The organism is Thiorhodococcus drewsii AZ1, assembly GCF_000224065.1.
Taxonomy (GTDB): Bacteria; Pseudomonadota; Gammaproteobacteria; order Chromatiales; family Chromatiaceae; genus Imhoffiella; species Imhoffiella drewsii.
The window spans coordinates 1-17,053 of record NZ_AFWT01000037.1; the positions used below are offsets into that span (position 1 = coordinate 1).

The following is a 17,053-nucleotide window of genomic DNA, read 5'->3' on the forward strand; positions in this document are numbered from 1 at the left end:
GACCCGGCTGCTGGACAAGCTGGTCGCCGCCGACGCCGACAGGCGGTCGCGCGGCGGCGAGCCGCTGGTGGTGCTGACCCACAGCATGGGCGGGCAACTGGTCTACGACGCGGTGACGCACTTCCTGCCCCGGACCCCGGCCCTGAGCGGGATGCGCGTCGACTTCTGGTGCGCCACCGCGAGTCAGGTCGGTTTCTTCGAGGAGGCCAAGCTCTTCCTGGCCAGCGACAAGACCATCCGCGCCCCGGCCAGGGTGTCTTTTCCGGCCGCCCACCTGGGGGTCTGGTGGAACGTTTGGGATCACAACGACGTGATCAGCTTCACCGCCCAGGGTATCATTGATGGTGTGCATGACGAGCCCTACGACACCGGTCTGCAGGGCGAGCGCGTATTAACGTTAGATCTGACATGATGTTGCGGCACCCTGTTAGCCAATCGCCTTGAGGAGCCTCGCGTGTCTGCCTGCCTGATCGAGCATTTTGCCAGCCTTGAAGATCCCCGTGTTGAGCGTAACAAGCTGTATCCGCTTGAAGACATTCTGATGTTGACTGTCTGCGGGGTACTGAGCGGGGCGGACGGTTGGGAAGCGATCGAGCAGTTTGGAGAGGCGAAGTTGGAGTGGCTGCGTCGCTTTTGTCGGTTCGAGAACGGGATTCCGTCGCATGATCGCATTGCCAACGTGATCTCACGGCTCAATCCTAAGCGGTTTGAAGACTGCTTCATCCGTTGGATGCAGGCCGTCACTGGGACCACGCAGGGCGAGGTGATTGCGGTGGACGGCAAGACGGCCCGAGGCTCGCGCGACCGACGCCGGGGACGTGCGGCGCTACACATGGTCAGTGCTTGGGCCGTATCGAATCGTTTGGTGCTTGGGCAAGAAGCCACGGCGGAGAAATCCAATGAGATCACGGCACTTCCCGAGTTGCTTGAACTCTTGGCGCTCCAGGGCTGTATCGTCACGATCGATGCAATGGGCTGTCAGCGTGCCATCGCCGAGCAGATCCGTTTGTTCCCAGGGCGGGGATTATGTGCTTGGGCTCAAAGGCAACCAGAGCACGCTGCAAGAGCCTGTCGAGGATTTCTTCACCACCGCCGTTGCGGGCCAATTCGCCGGTGTCGCCCATGCCTATACCGAGGAAACCGACAAAGATCACGGACGCCTGGAGATCCGCCGTTACTGGATCATGGAGGATCTGAGGACCTTGCCCAATGCCGCGCGCTGGGCGGGCTTGCGCAGCATTGGAATGGTCGAACGCACCTGTTGGCAGGACGGTGTTCAGAGCGTCGAGCAACGCGACTTCATCGCCTCCATTGGCGCCGATGCCCAGCGCTTCGCCACGGCCGTGCGGGGCACTGGGGCGTAGAAAATCGTCTCCATTGGCGCTTGGATGTGATCTTTAACGAGGATGCCAGCCGGATTCGCAAAGGCCAGGCTCCGGCCATCATGAGCGCGATTCGTCATTGCTGCGTCAACCTGCTCGAGAAGGAGGGGTCCTCGCTCAGCATGGCGCACAAACGTCGCAAGGCCGCCTGGGACGACGACTATCGCGCTAAGGTCCTGGCTGCTTGACGATTAATACGCGTTCGCCCTGCACCGGTCTGTCACTGGCCAGCGCCCACGGCGGTTATCTGTCCCGGCCGAGCTTCTTCCGCCGGTTGGCACGGCGTCTCGCGGACGCCAGGGCGGACGGCTGGGTGACGCCATGAGCCTGCAACCCGTCGCCGGTACGCCCGGGCTCTGGACCGATCCCGACTGGTCGCCGGGGCGGGCCGGCACCTTCGCCGTCGTCATCGGCGTGAGCCACTATCCGCACCTGGAGCGTGGCGGCCAGGAGGCCGACGATCTCGGCGAGCCCTGGATTCGCGAGGCGAGACGGCTCGGCCAGCTCACGGTCTCGGCGACCACCGCCTGGCGCTTCTTCCGCTGGCTGCGGGACGACTACCGCTTCCCGGACGCGCCCCTCGCCCAGTGCTGGCTGCTGCTGGCGCCGACGCCGCTCGAACTGGCGCGCGAGCCCAGCCTCGTGGAGCACGTCGCCGAGCCGACCCTGGCGGCCTGCGAGCGGGCACTGAGATCCTGGTCGGCGACCCTGCGGCGCTTGCCGGTCGCCGCCCAGCACGCTTCCCGCGCACTCCTCTTCTTCAGTGGGCACGGACTGCAGGTGCACCACGAGAAGCAACTGCTGCTGCCAGCGGATTATCTGGGCGGCGAGCTGCCGCACTGGGACGATGCGCTCAGCACCAGCAACCTGGTGGCCGGGCTGGATGCGGTGGAGATCCCCGACCGGCTGTTCCTCATCGACGCCTGCCGCAACGATTTCCAGGCGATCCGCGCCAAGCGTCCACAGGGCCGCAGCATCCTGACCGAAGACGAGACCGCGGCGAGCTATGCCGACACCCGTTTGAGCGCGATCCTCTACGCTACGGCCGCCGCGCAACAGGCGTGGAGCCCGGTCGACCCGAGCGAGGGGCCGTCGCTGTTCGGCCAGGCGGTGCTGGAAGGGCTGGCCGGACGCCCGGACATCGAGCTGACCGCGACCGGCGGCGGCTATGGCGTGCAGCTCGGCAAGCTGCACGGTTTCGCGATGGAACGGGTGGCGCAGATCCTCCAGCAGCACGGGGCGAGCGTCAGACAGCCGGTCACGCTCGGCGGTCCGGTCGCGCACGGCCAGGTGACGCTGACCGAGATCCCGGGGTCGGCCCTGGCGGCGGTGCGCCCCGGGCTGCTGACGCCGGCCGTGATCAGCCGCAGACCCGTCGAGGGGCTGAACCTCTCTCTGATGCGCTCGGCGAGCGAGCGCGGGACGGCGCTCGCGGATCTGCTGGCCAGGCGGCTGACCGTCAGCCGCTCCTTGCCGCCCGACGTGGCTGTGCCGCCGCGCGCGGGCGGGCTGGATGGGGCCGGCGAGGCGTTGGACTCGGGGGTGTTCGGCAGCGAGGTCATCACCCGGCTCTGGACCCACGAGGCCCGGGCGCTGGCCCTGTCCTCGCGCACGAAGGCCGAAACGACCGGGCTGCGTCTGGGGCGGGTGGAGCGCGACGACGCGGCCTGGGGCTTCCGGGTTACCCTCGAGGGCGCCGCCGAGCCGCGCGGCTACTGGCTGCAGGTCGGCCAGACCAGCGAGCGCAGCCACGGTCTGCTGCTGCCGTCACTCGGCGAGGCGGTGCGCTACCGGGTCGAGGCCGAGATGGTCGTCGCCCAGGGCGAGGCGCGCTTCGATCGTCTCGAGGCGACCCTCTCGCGCGGCAACCCCGGCCCGCTCGGCGAGGCGGCCAGGCTGTGGGAGCGCTACCGCACCGCCGACGTCGAGAGCGCCATCGGCGGTCTGGATCTCGACGCGCTGCGCGAACAGGTGCTGGAGAAACGCGCCTCCCCGCTGGCCGCGACCGTCGCGGCGCTGGTGCTGCTGCGAGCGAACCGGCTGGACCTCGTCGGCGACTGGCTGGCCAACCTGGCCGACGGGTTCCCGCTGCTGCCGGACGGCGCGGTGCTGCGGGCGGAGCAGTTGATGCGCCAGCGGACCGACCGGGAACAGGCGATCGCTGCGGCTGCCGAATCGCTGTGCCGACTGGACGAGCGCGGGCTGCCCTTCACCAGCGAGGCGATGAGCTACGCGGCCGCTCTTGCCGAGCGTCTGGGGCGGGTCCAGCACCTGCTGCCGGAGGCGCTCCATGGTCGTTTCGAGCGGGTGCGCGCGCGTCTTGCGGAGGCGCTGGTCTACTTCCGCCCGGGCGGACTCTTCACCGCCTACGCCGGGTTCGACACCGCGACGGTCGCGTGGCTGGTTCGCCGATGGGAGCGAGCGAAGTGATCGGCCCTCGGGTCTGGCGGCGGATGAACTCGGATCGCGGATCAGGGATCGCCGCGTTGGCGCGCGTCTGCCGCGGATGGTGGCTGGCGGTGCTCTTGCTGCAACCCCTGGCCGTCCAGGCCGAGGGGCGGGTGCTGCGGGTCATCGGTGACGAGAACTACCCGCCCTATCTCTTCCTCGACGCCGACGGCAAGGAGGATGCTTCCTGGTCGATGTCTGGCGTCTCTGGTCGCGGAAGACCGGGGTGCAGGTCGAGCTGAAGGCGACCAAGTGGGATGAGGCGCAGCGCATCCTGCTGCGCGGCGACGCCGACGTGATCGAGAACATCTTCGAGACCCCGCAGCGCCAGCCGCTGTACGACTTCTCCCGGCCCTACGCCGACCTGCCGGTGGCCATCTACCGCGACGTCTCGATCGGCGGCCTGACCAACCTGGGCTCGCTGCGCGGCTTCCAGGTCGGCGTGATGGAGGGGGACGCATGCATCGAGCGGCTGCAGTCCGCCGGTATCGACACCCTGGTCTACTACGGCAACTACACCAAGCTGATCCAGGGCGCCAAGGCGCAGGACATCAAGGTGTTCTGTCTCGATGAATACCCGGCCAACTTCTATCTCTACCGGCTGGGCGCGCACCGCCAGTTCGTCAAGGCGTTCGCGCTCTATCAGGGTCAGTTCCACCGCGCCGTGCGCAAGGGCGACCTGGAGACCCTGCGTCTGGTCGAGCAGGGCATGGACGCCATCTCGGCGTCCGAGATGGAGACGCTGCGGCGCAAATGGCTGACCCAGCCGGCCGACTACGAGCGCTATGTCCGCTATGCGCTCGAGGCTGCGGCGGCGGTGGCGCTGGTGCTCGCCCTCATGGGGCTCTGGGTCTGGTCGCTGCGTCGTGCCGTGGCGGCGCGCACGGCCGAGCGTCGGCAGGCCGAGCAGGCGCTGGTCGAGCGCGAGCTGCAACTGCGCTCGCTCGGCGACAACCTGCCGCACGGTTTCATCTACCACTACCAGGTCATCCACGGGCGCCCGGCCTTTCGTTACCTCAGCGCCGGCGTGGCGCCCATCCTGGGGTATACGCCGGAGCAGTTGCTCGCCGATGCCGGTCTGGTGTTCGCGCTCGTCTCACCCGAGGCCCGCGCGGAATACGCCGCCGCCGAGGCGGCGAGCGCCGAGTCGCTGTGCGATTTCTCGTGCCTGTTGCCGTTCGATCGGCCGGATGGACAGCGCCGCTGGCTGCTCGCCCGCTCGCGTCCGCGCCGCATCGCGGACGGCGTGGTGTGGGAGGGGGTCGCGCTCGACGTCACCGAGCAGCGCGAGGCCGAGGCGGAACTCGACCGCTATCGGCAGGAACTCGAGTCACTGGTCGCGCAACGCACCGCCGATCTCGAGCAGATCAACGAACAGCTCGCCCATACCCAGTTCGCGATGGACCGTGCCGGCATCGGCATCGCCTGGAACCATGCCGAGACCGGCCAGTTCCTCTATGCCAACGACGAGCTGTGCCGCCAGCTCGGCTACCCGCGCGAGGAACTGCTCCAGCTCACCATCAGCGACGTCAACCCGAGGTTCCCGCCGCAACAGGTGCGCCAGGCGTCGGCCGACCTGCGCACAGGCAGCGGCGTGGCGCGGGTCGAGACCTTGCACCAGCGCAAGGACCGCTCCGTCCACCCGGTCGAGGTCACCGTCTATCTGCACCATGCGGCCGAGGCGGAATGGTTCATCGCCTTCATTGAGGACATCACGGCGCGCAAGGCGGCGGCGGCCGAGCTGATCATGGCCCGCGATGCGGCGGAGGCGGCCAACCGCGCCAAGAGTGCCTTCCTGGCCAACATGAGCCACGAGATCCGCACCCCGCTCAACGCCATCTCGGGGATGGCCTATCTGATCCGCTCCGCCGGGGTGAGCGCGCGGCAGGCCACCTGGCTCGACACCCTGGATAGGTCCACCCGGCACCTGCTCGAGATCATCAGCGCCATCCTCGACCTGTCCAAGATCGAGGCCGGCCGGCTCGCGCTGGAGTCGGTCGCCGTGCGCATCGAGGAGGTGGTGGCCGAGGTCGCGCAGATGATCGCCCCCCAGGCCGAGGCCAAGCAGTTGCGGGTCGCGACCCGCGTCGAGCCGTCGCCGGCGCTGCTGGCGGGCGATCCGACCCGGCTGCAGCAGGCGCTGCTCAATTACGCCGACAACGCGGTGAAGTTTACCAATGAGGGCACGGTGACGCTGCGGGCGCGGGTGCTCGAGCGGGACGCGGAGCGGGTCATGGTGCGTTTCGAGGTGACCGATACCGGGATCGGCATCCAGCCGGAGGTGCTCGGGCGTCTGTTCTCCGACTTCGAGCAGGCCGACAACTCCACCACGCGCGAGTTCGGCGGCACCGGACTGGGTCTGGCCATCACCCGCCGCTTGGCCCAACTGATGGACGGCGAGGCGGGGGCGAGCAGCGTCCCGGGCGTGGGTAGCACCTTCTGGTTCACCGTGCATCTGGGCGTCGCGATCACGTCACTTCCGGAGGTGAGCGACGGGCCGTCCGAGCCGACTTCCTCCCGCTGAGTCCGGCCTATTTCAGCCATTGATGCGCCGATCCAATGAGATCCCTCTGGATCGCGAACATCGCTATCCGACCACCAGGTTGCGCCCCTTTGAGTTGGCGCGATAGAGCGCGCTGTCGGCCTCATTATTGAACCCACCACACATTTTCCCCGACGATAGACCGGTAACATCCCGTCAGAGGCTGGCGGAGCACCCTGTGCAAGGCCGTTCCCGGACTCGTTCCGGCCTCATCTGTTCTCGACCGAGTCAATCCCCGCCGAGATGAGGCGTGCGTTGGCCGCTTTCGGTCGCCTGTGATCAACTTGCGGCGATGAGTCACCGGACCGACGACGCCGACAGTGGCGCCATATAACATCTTCGGGTAGGGGGGCGTCCAGGGACCGGACGCCGGACTGGGCTTGCCTGGGAAGCGTTTGCTCCGAAGAGCGGGTCGTTCGGGAACGAGAAAGAATAAGAAATGGAGGACACGATTTTGAAGCGCGAACTCGTCTTTCGCATCTCGTCTGCGGCCGGTATCCAGCTGCGGACCGTGCAACGCCTCAAGCAAATCGGCATCCTGACCACCAAACGGGGGTTCAAAGAAAGCCCGGACGGCGATCGGTTCATGGTGCTCGAGGTCATGGGCGCCCAGGTCTCCGATGAGGATATCTGGCACCAGGTTTCGGAGATCCAGGGGGTACTCTCTTTGGCCCAGGCCGGTGATCTGGCGCCTGCGAAGCCCCAGCCCACTGCCGAGACATCGATCAAGGCAAAGCAGAAGACACAGCCCGAATTCGTCCCCGAATCCGGTGACGCGGCCATCCGCGACCGGATGCTGATCTTCTCTCTGCTTAGCCGTTATCCGAGGCTCGACGGTCGATTCAACGAGATCCTGACCGCCATCCCACCGGACAGCCGCCGTGAGCGCGCGATCGAGCTGGGTCGGGGGTTCGGCGGCTATCTGGCGCGACAGGTCAAGCCCGACAAGGCTCCGACCAAACTCTCCGATGCGATGACGGACCTGCTGATCCCGGCCCTGTCTCCGATGGCGACGCTACGATTGGACGGCAATGCGTTGCTGATCACCGACAACCGGATCGACTTGAAGGGCAAGGGGCATCGCGAGGAAACCTGCGACTTTCTCAAGGGAACGATCACCGGGCTGCTCGATACCTATGACCTCGCGTCACTCTTCATAGGGCACGAGTGCCGGAACGCATCGCAGGGCGAGAGCTGCGTCTTTTCCTTCCGGCAAAGTCTGGAGGACGCCTAACTGTCCACGGGGCTGGCGGTTCCCTGAATCGGGTCGGCGAACCGGACGATGGTGCGCCTGCGCCCGCCATGCCTTTCAGTGACACCAGCGACGGTAGCAAGACGGGACGCTGTTGTTGGATGATGTCTTATCGATCAATGAGATCGTTCAAGACGAGCGGCTTCTGCGGTGTCGACGGCCTCTTCGGAGCGATTGTTGAAATTGGCGCAATGTGAACAACTGTGAGCAATGGTTTTAACCCAAGCTGACCAGGGGCAAACAATGGACTTTAAGCCATGTCCTCCGAGGGCTCGTGATATCGAGGCGCAGGCGTTGCGTCGCGCGGGTCTTTCTCTCGTTACATTAACGATGGCGCTCATGGTCGCTTGGCTGCTGAGCGGTGCGGCGGCAGTCGCGGGGACAGCCGAATCCACGCCGGCTCAACATCCGCTGCGTCCTCCGGACGTTTCCAGCCCGCGCGCAACCCTGGACAGTCTGCGGCGAAATCTGAACCAGGCCTACAGGCTCGCCGACTCGTCTGATTCGCACACCAAGGACACCGTCGTGTTGCTGCGACGGGCGCTGCGTACCCTGAATCTGAGCGAAGAGCCCGAGAGCATTCGCGACAGCATCGGCATTGAGGCGGCACTGCATCTGAAGGAAATTATCGACCGCATCGAGTTACCGCCGCTCGAACAGATACCAGACAAGGCCGAAGTCAATTCCAGAGCACTGAAAAAGTGGCGCCTGCCGAATACAGAGATCGTCATCGCCCGAGTCGAGGATGGGTCGCATACCGGAGAGTGGCTGTTTTCGCCGGCTACGGTCGACAACGCAGCGGATTTTTACGAGCGCATCGCCCACCTGCCGTATCGCCCAGACGCCACGCCTAGGATTTATGCCGCCTACAGTATGACGCCAGGGCCGGGTCTGAGCCTGAGTTGGAGTCAGAATGTGCCGCGCTGGCTGGGTTGGGAACTGTTCGGGCAGACGCTGTGGCAGTGGTTTGGTGGTTTGCTGGCCGGTGCGCTCGCCGTGGGCTTGATCCTGGTTCTGTATCGTGCTGCTCGGCACGCCGATAAAAGCCGCGCCACCACTCCGCCATCGCGACGCGCGACCATTCTAGCGCTGCTGTTCGCCATCGTGGTGGCGGCTGGGGTCGAGTATTTCTTCGATCAGATTGTCAATTTTACCGGCGGCGTGCTGATCTTCACCAAGGATGCCTTTATCGTCGTCCTGGATGTGCTGATTGGCTGGGTGACCGTGCTGGTGCTGACGCAAATCCCGGAGCTGATTGTCCGTTCCCGCCGTTTGCGGCCGCGCGGCATCGACAGTCAGTTGCTGCGCCTGGGGTTCAAGCTGTTGGCCTTTGTTGCATTGGCCGGGCTTGTCATCGAAGGCGCCGATCGTCTCGGGCTGCCGGCCTACTCGGTGATAACCGGTCTCGGGGTCGGCGGTCTTGCCGTCGCGCTGGCCGCGCGGGAGACACTCGCGAATGTGCTCGGTTCGCTGGCGATCATGCTCGACCGGCCGTTTCGGACTGGCGATTGGATTAAGATCGGCAGTGACGAGGGCACGGTGGAAGACATCGGTTTTCGCAGTACGCGCATCCGTACCTTCTACGATTCTCTGTTGTCGATCCCGAACGCCACCACGGTAAACGCGGTGGTCGACAACATGGGGCAGCGAACTTACAGGCGGGTTTATACCCGGCTCAATATCCGCTACGACACCAAGCCTGCGCAGATCGAAGCCTTTATCGAGGGCATCAAAGGGATCATTCGAGAGCATCCCACGACGCGCAAAGACTACTTCCATGTCGTCCTGCACGATCTGGGTTCGCACAGCCTGGAAATCATGGTTTATTTCTTCTTGCAGGTACCGGATTGGTCAAAGGAGCTGGTGGACCGCCAGCAGGTGCTGGGCGATATCCTGCATCTGGCTGACAGCCTTGGCGTCCAATTTGCCTTTCCGACTCAAACCATTGAGCTTGACCGCTGGCCGGCATCCAGCGCTACGACAAACCAAGAGCCAGCGTTCTCGATGCCACTTCAGTCCTCGGAGTAGAGGCGACAGAACATCGCAGTTCGGGTCATCCGGGCCACGACGTTCAAGTCGTGGCACCGGAATGGTGCGGCGACATTCTGGGCCGGCATGGGATGCCGGTGGTGGTTACGCGATCTTGCTCCGTGTCAGGTATTTGCCCGCGCTGACGCACCCCAGGGGGATGACCACCAGGGTCAGGAGCGTCGAGACCAGCACGCCGAACAGCAGTGAGATGGCCATGCCCTGGAAGATGGGGTCGGTGAGGATGACGCTCGATCCGGCCACCAGGGCCAGCGCCGTGATGAGGATGGGGCGCGTGCGCGCCTTGCAGGCGTTGATGACGGCCTCGGTGACGCTCTGTCCGCGCGCGACCTCCTCGATGGAGAAGTCCACCAGCAGGATGGAGTTGCGCACGATGATGCCGGCCAGGGCGATGAAGCCGATCATGGAGGTGGCGGTGAAGTCGGCGCCGAGCAGCCAGTGGCCGGGCACGATGCCGAGCAGGGTCAGCGGGATCGGGGCCATGATGACGCCGGGCGTGACCAGATTGCCGAACTCGGCGACCACCAGCATGTAGATGAGCACCAGCGCCACACCGAAGGCCAGACCCATGTCGCGGAAGGTCTCGTAGGTCACGGTCCATTCGCCGCCCCACTCGAACCCGGACTGACCGTTGTCGGGCGGCGCGCCGCTGAACAGGGTGCCCGAGAGGGTCACGCCGTCCGGCGTTTCGTAGTCGGCGAGCAGATCCTCGACCTCCATCATGGGATAGAGCGGGGCGCCCAGCTTGCCGACGGCATCGCCGACCACGTATTCGAGCGGACGCAGATCCTTGTGGTAGACGATCGGATCCTGGGGCGTCTTGACGAAGGCGCCGAGCTCGGTGAGCGGTACCGTGTAACCGTTTCCGGCCGGGATCGGCAGGTCGGCCAGACGGGTCAGGTTGGCGCGGATCGCCAGCGGCACCTCGATGGTGATGAAGGTCGGCTCCAGCAGGCTGCCGCGCTTGACGTCACCGACTTTGAAGCCGCCGAGCGCCATGTCGAGGTTGCGGATGACGGTGTCGACAGAGATGCCTAGACGCACCGCCTTGTCGGTGTCGACCTCGAAGCGCAGCATCTCGAAGGGCTCCTGCATGTAGTTGTCGACGTCGGCCAGACTGTCGACCTGCTCGAAGAGACGGGTCATATCGGTCGCGACCTGACGCCGGGTAGCAGCGTCGGGGCCGTAGATCTCGGCGACGACCGATTGCAGCACCGGCGGCCCCGGTGGCATCTCGACCACCGTGATGCGGGCGCCGGCCTCACGTGCCAATGGGGTCAGCAACTCGCGGGCCTGGAGCGCGATCGTGTGGCTGGAGCGCTCGCGCGCGTGCTTGTCGGTGAGCTGGACCTGGACCTCGCCCTGCCAGGGCTTCTGGCGCAGATAGTAGTGCCGCACCATGCCGTTGAAGTCGAACGGCTTGGCGGTGCCGGCATAGGTCTGGATGGCGACCACCTCTGGGATCTCGCGCACCTTCTCGGCCAGCAGCCGGGCGGTGTTGGCGGTCTTGCCGAGCGCCGTGCCCTCGGGCATGTTCAGCACCACGCTGAATTCGGGCTTGTTGTCGTAGGGCATCATCTTGAAGGCGACCGCCTTGGCGTAGAAGAGCCCGCAGGAGAGGAAGAAGGCGCCGATCAGGGCCAGGAGGAATCCATAGCCCAACGGCTTGCGCTCGATCAGCGGTAGCAGCAGACCACGGAAGAAACGTTCCAGCGTCTCGGCGGTCTTGTGCTCGCGGGCCTCGGCCTTCTTCAGCGCAGACAGGCTCGGCTTGATGCGCATCGCCAGCCAGGGCGTGAAGGCGAAGGCGGCGAACAGCGAGAAGACCATGGCGACGGAGCCCAGCGCCGGGATCGGTTCCATGTAGGGTCCCATCAGACCGGAGACGAAGCCCATCGGCAGCAGGGCCGCGACCACCGTGAGCGTGGCGATGATGGTCGGGTTGCCGACCTCGGCGACGGCGGCGACGGCGGTGTCCGTATCCGTCTCGCCCTTCATCAGCCAGCGCCGGTAGATGTTCTCGATCACCACGATGGCGTCGTCGACCAGGATGCCGATCGAGAAGATGAGCGCGAAGAGACTGACCCGGTCGATGGTGTAGCCCAGGATCCAGGCCAGGAAGACCGTCATTAGCAGCACCACCGGGATGACCAGTGTGACCACGATCGCCGGCTTGACCCCGAGCGCCAGCAGCACCAGCAGGGTCACGGCCCCGGTGGCGACGAACAGCTTGAAGATGAGTTCGTTGACCTTGTCGTTGGCGGTCTGACCGTAGTCGCGGGTGACCTCGATGTGGACGTTGTCCGGGATCAACTGACCCTTGAGGTGTTCCACCTTCTCCAGTATGGCGTCGGCCACCGTGACCCCATTGCTGCCTTCCTTCTTGGCCAGGGCGATAGTCACCGCTGGCATGCCGTCGGCTTTCGCGACCCCCGGATAGCTGGGGCCGGTGAAATAGTTGACCTGTTTGCTGTACTCCTCGGGCTCCAGACTGACCTTGGCGACATCGCGCACATAGACGGGCGCGTCCTTGTAGGTGCCGAGCATGAGACGCTCGACGTCGGAGGCGCTCTGCAGGAAGGCGCCGGTGTAGACGGTCAGATGCTGCTCGTTGGACTCGGCGTCGCCGGTGCGCCGCTCGGCGTTGGCGGTGCGGATGGTGTTGGCGATGTGATCCAGGGTCACGCCGAATCCGGCCAGACGCTGGGGCTCGACCTCGACCCTGATCTGTTCATGACGTCCGCCGACCACGAAGCCCTGACCGACGTCTGGGATCTGCGACAGGCTCTGGAGCAGCTTGGCCCCGAGCGCGCGCAGCGCGGCGTCGTCGATCTCGTCGGACCAGAGGGTCAAGGTGACCGCAGGGACGTCATCGATGCCCTTGGGTCGGACCACCGGGGTCAGTGCGCCGGGTGGCAGGACCTGTCGGTTGGCCTGGAGCTTGTCGTGGACCTTGACCAGGGATGGCCCCATCTGCTCGCCGACATCGAACTGGACGGTGATGATGCCCTGTTCGCGCTCGCTCGCCGAATAGACGTGATCGACGCCTGGGATCTCGGAGAGCAGCCGCTCCAACGGTTCTACGGCGAGGCTTCCGACCTGCTCGGTCGAGGCGCCCGGATATTGGACGAAGACGTCGATCATGGGGACCGAGATCTGCGGGTCTTCCTGGCGCGGTGTCGAGAGCAGGCCGAGGATGCCCATGCCGAGCATGGCGAAGAAGAGCAGCGGCGACAGGGGCGAATGGATGAATGCCTTGGCGGTGAGACCGGCCAGGCCGAGCTTGCGTCCGTGTCCGGACGGCGTGGCGATGGTATCGGACATGCGATGTCTCTGGATTCAGGTTGCTGTGGGCGGAATGGATGACGGCGTGACGGTGCCGCGCGCGCTCGCTGAGGGCGAGGCCCGTGAGAGCGTGCGCGCGGCGGCCCGGAGCCGTGGTCGGTGCCGGATCAGAAATCCATGCGCCTCAGTTCTGGGTGGCCTTGGGCGGCTCGATCAGGATGCGCTCGCCGCCCCGAAGACCGGTCAGCACGCTGACGGTGTTTCCGTACTGTTCGCCGAGCCGCAGCAGATGCAGGCGTGGTTGGTCGTTTGCGTCTAGGACATAGACCATCGGCAGTCCGCCGCGATAGAGGACGGCGTCGACTGGGATCACGGGCGGCGATTCCTGCCCACTATCGGGTTGCGGGATCAGCAGTTCGGCGTACATGCCGGCCTTGGCCGGGGCGCCTTCCTGCAGATCGAGCTTGACCCGAACCGTGTGGCGGGTGGGATCGGCCATGGGGAAGACCTGAGCGACGCGGGCCGCGATCACGGTCTGTTTGGGGTCGTCGAGCTTGACGCGGGTGATGAAGCCGGGCTGCAACGGCGCCGAGAGCCGGGTCGGTACATCGGCTTGGAGCTGCAGTTGGTCCATGTTGGCGAAGCTCAGCAGCGGCTGACCGGGCTGGACGGTGTCGCCGGCGTTCACATGCTTGTGGGTGATGTAGCCGTCGAAGGGGGCGATGCTCTTGGTGTCCGCCAGCTTGGCGTCGATCTCGCGCAGCTGTGCCTGGGCGGCGACCAGCGCGCCCTGGGCCTGCTCGATTTGGGTGCCGTACTGGTGCAGGGTGGCGCTGCGTGTGACACCGGTCTCCTGGTTCCCCCCGAAGAAGGGCATGGGCATCATCTGGCTCATCATGTTGCCCTGCTGCGGGGTCGGATCCTCGCGCTCGCGCTGGAACTGAACCTCGGCGTTGCGGTAGGCGGCCTGGGCGTTGGCGATGGCGGCGATGGCGGCCTGGCGCTGGGCGCGCAGCCCGGCCGGATCGAGCGCGGCGAGCACCGCGCCCTTTTTGAAGAAGTCGCCCTCGTTGCCGGCGATGAGATCGACGCCACCTGGCAGCTGGGCGGTGAAGGTGATCTCCTCCAGGGGCACGATGGTTCCGCCGACCGTGGTGTTGCCGCCGAGGTTGCGGCGCTCGACGCGCACCCAGTGTGGCGCGGACGCTGGAGTCTGTTCCGCGACGGGCTGCGGCTCGTCGGCGTTGGTGACGGGCTCCTCGGCGAAGAGGACCCCGGTCAGTAGGGATCCGCCCACCACCAGGGCGAGCGTGGGTTTCAGCAATGGGTGATGCATGATGAGCAGCTTCCTCGTCGGTTCTTATGCATTCGATCGACAGCCAGACGCGGCCTCGGACCCAGCACTGGGGACGTGGCGTCGTGGCCTGGGGCGGGTCGGTTGGGATGGTCGTCGCGCGGCCTGTCGATGAAGGCCAGTAGCGTTTCGGTCCCGAGAACCCGTCGCAAAAGGCGCGTGCCTTGGCGATGTGGGATTATTTTCCCAAGAGTTTCGGTGCACGGGAGGGCGCGAAGGATAGCACAAGCGGTGTGTCGATAACCGCCGTGTCGCCTGGAGTCAATGGGCCTGGCGCTTGGCCGTGTCTATCGCCGAGGCGCGAGCCGCCACCAGGCCTCCAGCGTGCAGGCGACCGACCAGGCTTGGAGCGGTGTACCGCGTGGCGCGTGCGGCGGATCGCCGTCGAAGAGTTCGCCGAGGCTGCCGAGTCCGGCGTCGCTCAGATGATCGGCCAGCGGTTCGAGCAGGGCGAGCGCGCGTTCGGCATCGCCCGTGACCCGATACTGGGCCAGGGCGAAATGTCCGAGCAGCCAGCACCACACGCTTCCCTGATGATAGGCCCCATCCCGTTCACGCACGTTGCCCAGATAGCGGCCTCGGTAGCGCGTATCGTCCGGTGCAAGCGAGCGCAGTCCATAGGGCGTGAGCAGCAGGCGCTCGCAGATCTCGACCACCGTCGATCGTTCGGTTGGGGTCAGGGGTGAGGCCGTCAGGCTGACGGCGAAGACTTGGTTCGGACGCAGACTGGCATCGTCGCCGTTCGGTCCGTCGAGGAGGTCGAGCAGACCTCGTCCATCCGGTCTGACGAAGCGTCGAAAGCCGTTCGCCGCGCGCTCGGCGAGTTCCTGGTATGGCGCGGGGTCGCGACCGAGCCGTTCGGCAAAGCCCCGCATGGCGACCAGCGCGTTGTACCAGAGCGCGTTGACCTCGACCGGTTTGCCGGTTCGGGGCGTCACTACCCAGTCGTCGACCTTGGCGTCCATCCAGGTGAGCTGGAGTCCCGATTCGCCGGCACGGATGAGTCCATCCATTGGGTCCATGCTGATTCCGTGATGCGTTCCCCGACGATAGGCATCGATGATTCCGGCCAGCGTCGGATAGAACTCGACCAGACTCGCTTCGTCGTCGGTCGTCTCGACATAGGCGCGCCAGCCTTCGATATACCAGAGTGCGGCGTCGACGCTGTTGTAGGCGGGCGATTCGCCGGCTCCTGGGAAGCAGTTGGGCAAGAGTCCGCCGTCGATGAAGCGGGCTAAGGTGGCGAGGATGTGTCGAGCGATCGCGTGGCGTCCGGTGGCCAGAGTGAGTCCGGGAAGGGCGATCATGGTGTCGCGGCCCCAGTCACCGAACCAGGGGTAGCCGGCGATGACCGATGTGCCGTCCGCCATATCCTCTATCGGGCGGGCGATGAGGAAGCTGTCGGCGGCGAGGATGAGTTGGCGGATCCAGGGCGGCGCGTCCATCAGCTCCGGGACATTGCGATCGGCCTGCTCCAGGAGCGCGCGGTCGCGCTCCAGATGATTGGCCATCGAGACGTCGAGATCCGTTTTGAGCGGTCTTGGGTGGCGAGAGTGGGTCTCGATCGGCTCGGCTTCGGCGCTGATCCCAACCCAGGTTTCGGGTGCGAGGTCCAGTCGTGCGATTCCGGCGCGCAGGTGTGCGTCGCGGCTCTGCAGTCCACGCTCTTCCTCCAGCGCCAGATGGAAACCGTCGATCCAGGTGGCATCTGGCTCGATAGCGCCGCCCTGGGCGACGAGACGCAGCCGGAAGCCGTCCGCGTACTCTAGGCGCAATGCGCCGTCCTCCGCGACGATCTGGGGCTCGATCGAGTCGGGCTGGCTGACGCAATGGTGATCGCGGCCGTTGACCAGCAGCTCGATGTCGAGTCGGGCGGGAGCGGATGCATCCGGGTCGTTCAGCCGCCAGGCCAGATGGACCCGGTCGGCGTCGCGATCCATCCAGATGCGCTGCTCGATCCGTCGCCTTCCGATGGCATAACGCCATACCGGCATGCGGCCGAGCAGCCTGAAGCCGTCGAGTTGGACATCGCCCTTCGGGGTGACGCGGCCGTCGCTCCAGCGGTTGGTGCCGAGCGGCCAGGCACCCTCGGAGTCCACCAGGGTCGCGTCGGCCTTGGCGAGGACCAGGACGCGTCCGAGTGGCGGATGCAGCACGGCCGTCAGCAGGCCGTGGTAGCCACGGGCCAATGTTCCGGTGAGCGTGCCTCCAGCATAGCCGCCCCGGCCGTTGGTCAGCCACCATTCGCGCCGCTCGGCGGTCTCTGATCGGGAGCAGATATCTCGGTCGAGATGCACGGCCCGAGGCAATATGTCGAGGTTTTTCGTGCTCATGGCGGCGGTCGCAGCAGTACGTTGACGTCCGGCGGCAGGTCGGTCTCGTCGACATAGCCGATGGCGCCGGCTGTCTTGGAGACGAAGCGCAGCACCTCGGCTGGGGTTGCGACCTCGTACGGTGGCGAACCCTTGCCGACATAGCGCCGGACCGTCCAGTAGCCGGTGTACGCGTCCTCGTCCTGATCGAGATAGAGGTGCAGGAAGCGGTCACGCACGGGGTGTCCGGGTGGCAGATTGATGGGTGTGACGTGCGTTCCCTTCAACTCGACGACCCTGCCCGTATAGATGCGCTGGACCGTCGTCGGGTCCAGTGGCGCCAGCCCTGCGTGGCCGATGATGGTCGGGGCCGCCATTGCTGGAAACGCCCAGAGTAGAAGCAGATTGATCGGGATGCGCATCTCGACC

At 65.8% G+C, this 17,053-nt stretch carries 13 protein-coding genes and 1 pseudogene; 10 read left to right on the plus strand and 4 right to left on the minus strand.

Annotation, left to right across the window (positions count from 1 at the left end):
• The 10 genes and pseudogenes from THIDRDRAFT_RS26235 to THIDRDRAFT_RS18620 all read left to right on the plus strand — a co-directional run.
• Positions 1–412 (plus strand): hypothetical protein (locus tag THIDRDRAFT_RS26235; protein ID WP_007042453.1); only part of this gene is annotated, 412 nt, incomplete at its 5' end.
• A gap of 42 nt (positions 413–454) precedes the next feature.
• Positions 455–994 (plus strand): annotated as a pseudogene (locus tag THIDRDRAFT_RS27130) (ISAs1 family transposase); the annotation flags it as partial.
• A 34-nt stretch (positions 995–1,028) separates the two neighbouring features.
• On the plus strand, positions 1,029–1,364 hold the full coding sequence (locus THIDRDRAFT_RS27135; RefSeq protein ID WP_281054775.1) for an ISAs1 family transposase: 336 nt from the start codon (positions 1,029–1,031) through the stop codon (positions 1,362–1,364).
• A gap of 20 nt (positions 1,365–1,384) precedes the next feature.
• Positions 1,385–1,570: a hypothetical protein gene (locus THIDRDRAFT_RS26885; RefSeq protein ID WP_245535893.1), complete on the plus strand. Its 186-nt coding sequence runs from the start codon at positions 1,385–1,387 to the stop codon at positions 1,568–1,570.
• Complete coding sequence (locus tag THIDRDRAFT_RS26240; protein WP_159105433.1) at positions 1,567–1,707, plus strand: hypothetical protein; 141 nt, start codon at positions 1,567–1,569, stop codon at positions 1,705–1,707. The genes THIDRDRAFT_RS26885 and THIDRDRAFT_RS26240 overlap by 4 nt, the downstream gene beginning before the upstream one ends.
• The gene (locus THIDRDRAFT_RS18600; RefSeq protein WP_007042455.1) at positions 1,704–3,812 is read left to right on the plus strand and encodes a caspase family protein; all 2,109 of its coding nucleotides are present in this window, start codon (positions 1,704–1,706) and stop codon (positions 3,810–3,812) included. Before THIDRDRAFT_RS26240 ends, THIDRDRAFT_RS18600 begins: the two co-directional genes overlap by 4 nt.
• The gene (locus THIDRDRAFT_RS18605; RefSeq protein ID WP_007042456.1) at positions 3,809–4,072 is read left to right on the plus strand and encodes a hypothetical protein; all 264 of its coding nucleotides are present in this window, start codon (positions 3,809–3,811) and stop codon (positions 4,070–4,072) included. The genes THIDRDRAFT_RS18600 and THIDRDRAFT_RS18605 overlap by 4 nt, the downstream gene beginning before the upstream one ends.
• Positions 4,057–6,354 (plus strand): ATP-binding protein, encoded by a 2,298-nt coding sequence (locus THIDRDRAFT_RS24080; RefSeq protein ID WP_007042457.1) that lies wholly within the window; start codon positions 4,057–4,059, stop codon positions 6,352–6,354. The genes THIDRDRAFT_RS18605 and THIDRDRAFT_RS24080 overlap by 16 nt, the downstream gene beginning before the upstream one ends.
• Positions 6,355–6,811: 457 nt before the next feature.
• Entirely contained in the window at positions 6,812–7,606 is a 795-nt protein-coding gene (locus tag THIDRDRAFT_RS18615; RefSeq protein WP_007042458.1) for a hypothetical protein, read from the plus strand.
• Positions 7,607–7,963: 357 nt separating this feature from the next.
• The gene (locus THIDRDRAFT_RS18620) at positions 7,964–9,652 is read left to right on the plus strand and encodes a mechanosensitive ion channel family protein (RefSeq protein ID WP_245535894.1); all 1,689 of its coding nucleotides are present in this window, start codon (positions 7,964–7,966) and stop codon (positions 9,650–9,652) included.
• Between the two features lie 105 nt (positions 9,653–9,757).
• Here the strand turns inward: THIDRDRAFT_RS18620 and THIDRDRAFT_RS18625 are convergent, their stop codons facing one another.
• The 4 genes from THIDRDRAFT_RS18625 to THIDRDRAFT_RS18640 form a co-directional block, all read right to left on the minus strand.
• Positions 9,758–12,997, minus strand: coding sequence for an efflux RND transporter permease subunit (locus THIDRDRAFT_RS18625; RefSeq protein WP_007042460.1), 3,240 nt, complete (start codon positions 12,995–12,997; stop codon positions 9,758–9,760).
• A 145-nt stretch (positions 12,998–13,142) separates the two neighbouring features.
• Positions 13,143–14,294: an efflux RND transporter periplasmic adaptor subunit gene (locus tag THIDRDRAFT_RS18630; protein ID WP_007042461.1), complete on the minus strand. Its 1,152-nt coding sequence runs from the start codon at positions 14,292–14,294 to the stop codon at positions 13,143–13,145.
• Between the two features lie 305 nt (positions 14,295–14,599).
• A complete protein-coding gene (locus THIDRDRAFT_RS18635) occupies positions 14,600–16,645 on the minus strand; it encodes an amylo-alpha-1,6-glucosidase (RefSeq protein WP_007042462.1) in 2,046 nt (681 codons plus the stop codon).
• The gene (locus THIDRDRAFT_RS18640) at positions 16,642–17,046 is read right to left on the minus strand and encodes a hypothetical protein (RefSeq protein WP_007042463.1); all 405 of its coding nucleotides are present in this window, start codon (positions 17,044–17,046) and stop codon (positions 16,642–16,644) included. The genes THIDRDRAFT_RS18635 and THIDRDRAFT_RS18640 overlap by 4 nt, the downstream gene beginning before the upstream one ends.
• Positions 17,047–17,053 lie beyond the last annotated feature (7 nt).

Bases quoted from the DNA above. Each gene is read 5' to 3' on its own strand.
- THIDRDRAFT_RS18620 (WP_245535894.1), top strand. From the start codon at position 7,964: ATGGTCGCTTGGCTGCTGAGCGGTGCGGCGGCAGTCGCGGGGACAGCC.
- THIDRDRAFT_RS18615 (WP_007042458.1), top strand. From the start codon at position 6,812: ATGGAGGACACGATTTTGAAGCGCGAACTCGTCTTTCGCATCTCGTCT.
- THIDRDRAFT_RS18625 (WP_007042460.1), bottom strand. From the start codon at position 12,997: ATGTCCGATACCATCGCCACGCCGTCCGGACACGGACGCAAGCTCGGC.
- THIDRDRAFT_RS18630 (WP_007042461.1), bottom strand. From the start codon at position 14,294: ATGCATCACCCATTGCTGAAACCCACGCTCGCCCTGGTGGTGGGCGGA.
- THIDRDRAFT_RS18600 (WP_007042455.1), top strand. From the start codon at position 1,704: ATGAGCCTGCAACCCGTCGCCGGTACGCCCGGGCTCTGGACCGATCCC.
- THIDRDRAFT_RS18640 (WP_007042463.1), bottom strand. From the start codon at position 17,046: ATGCGCATCCCGATCAATCTGCTTCTACTCTGGGCGTTTCCAGCAATG.
- THIDRDRAFT_RS18635 (WP_007042462.1), bottom strand. From the start codon at position 16,645: ATGAGCACGAAAAACCTCGACATATTGCCTCGGGCCGTGCATCTCGAC.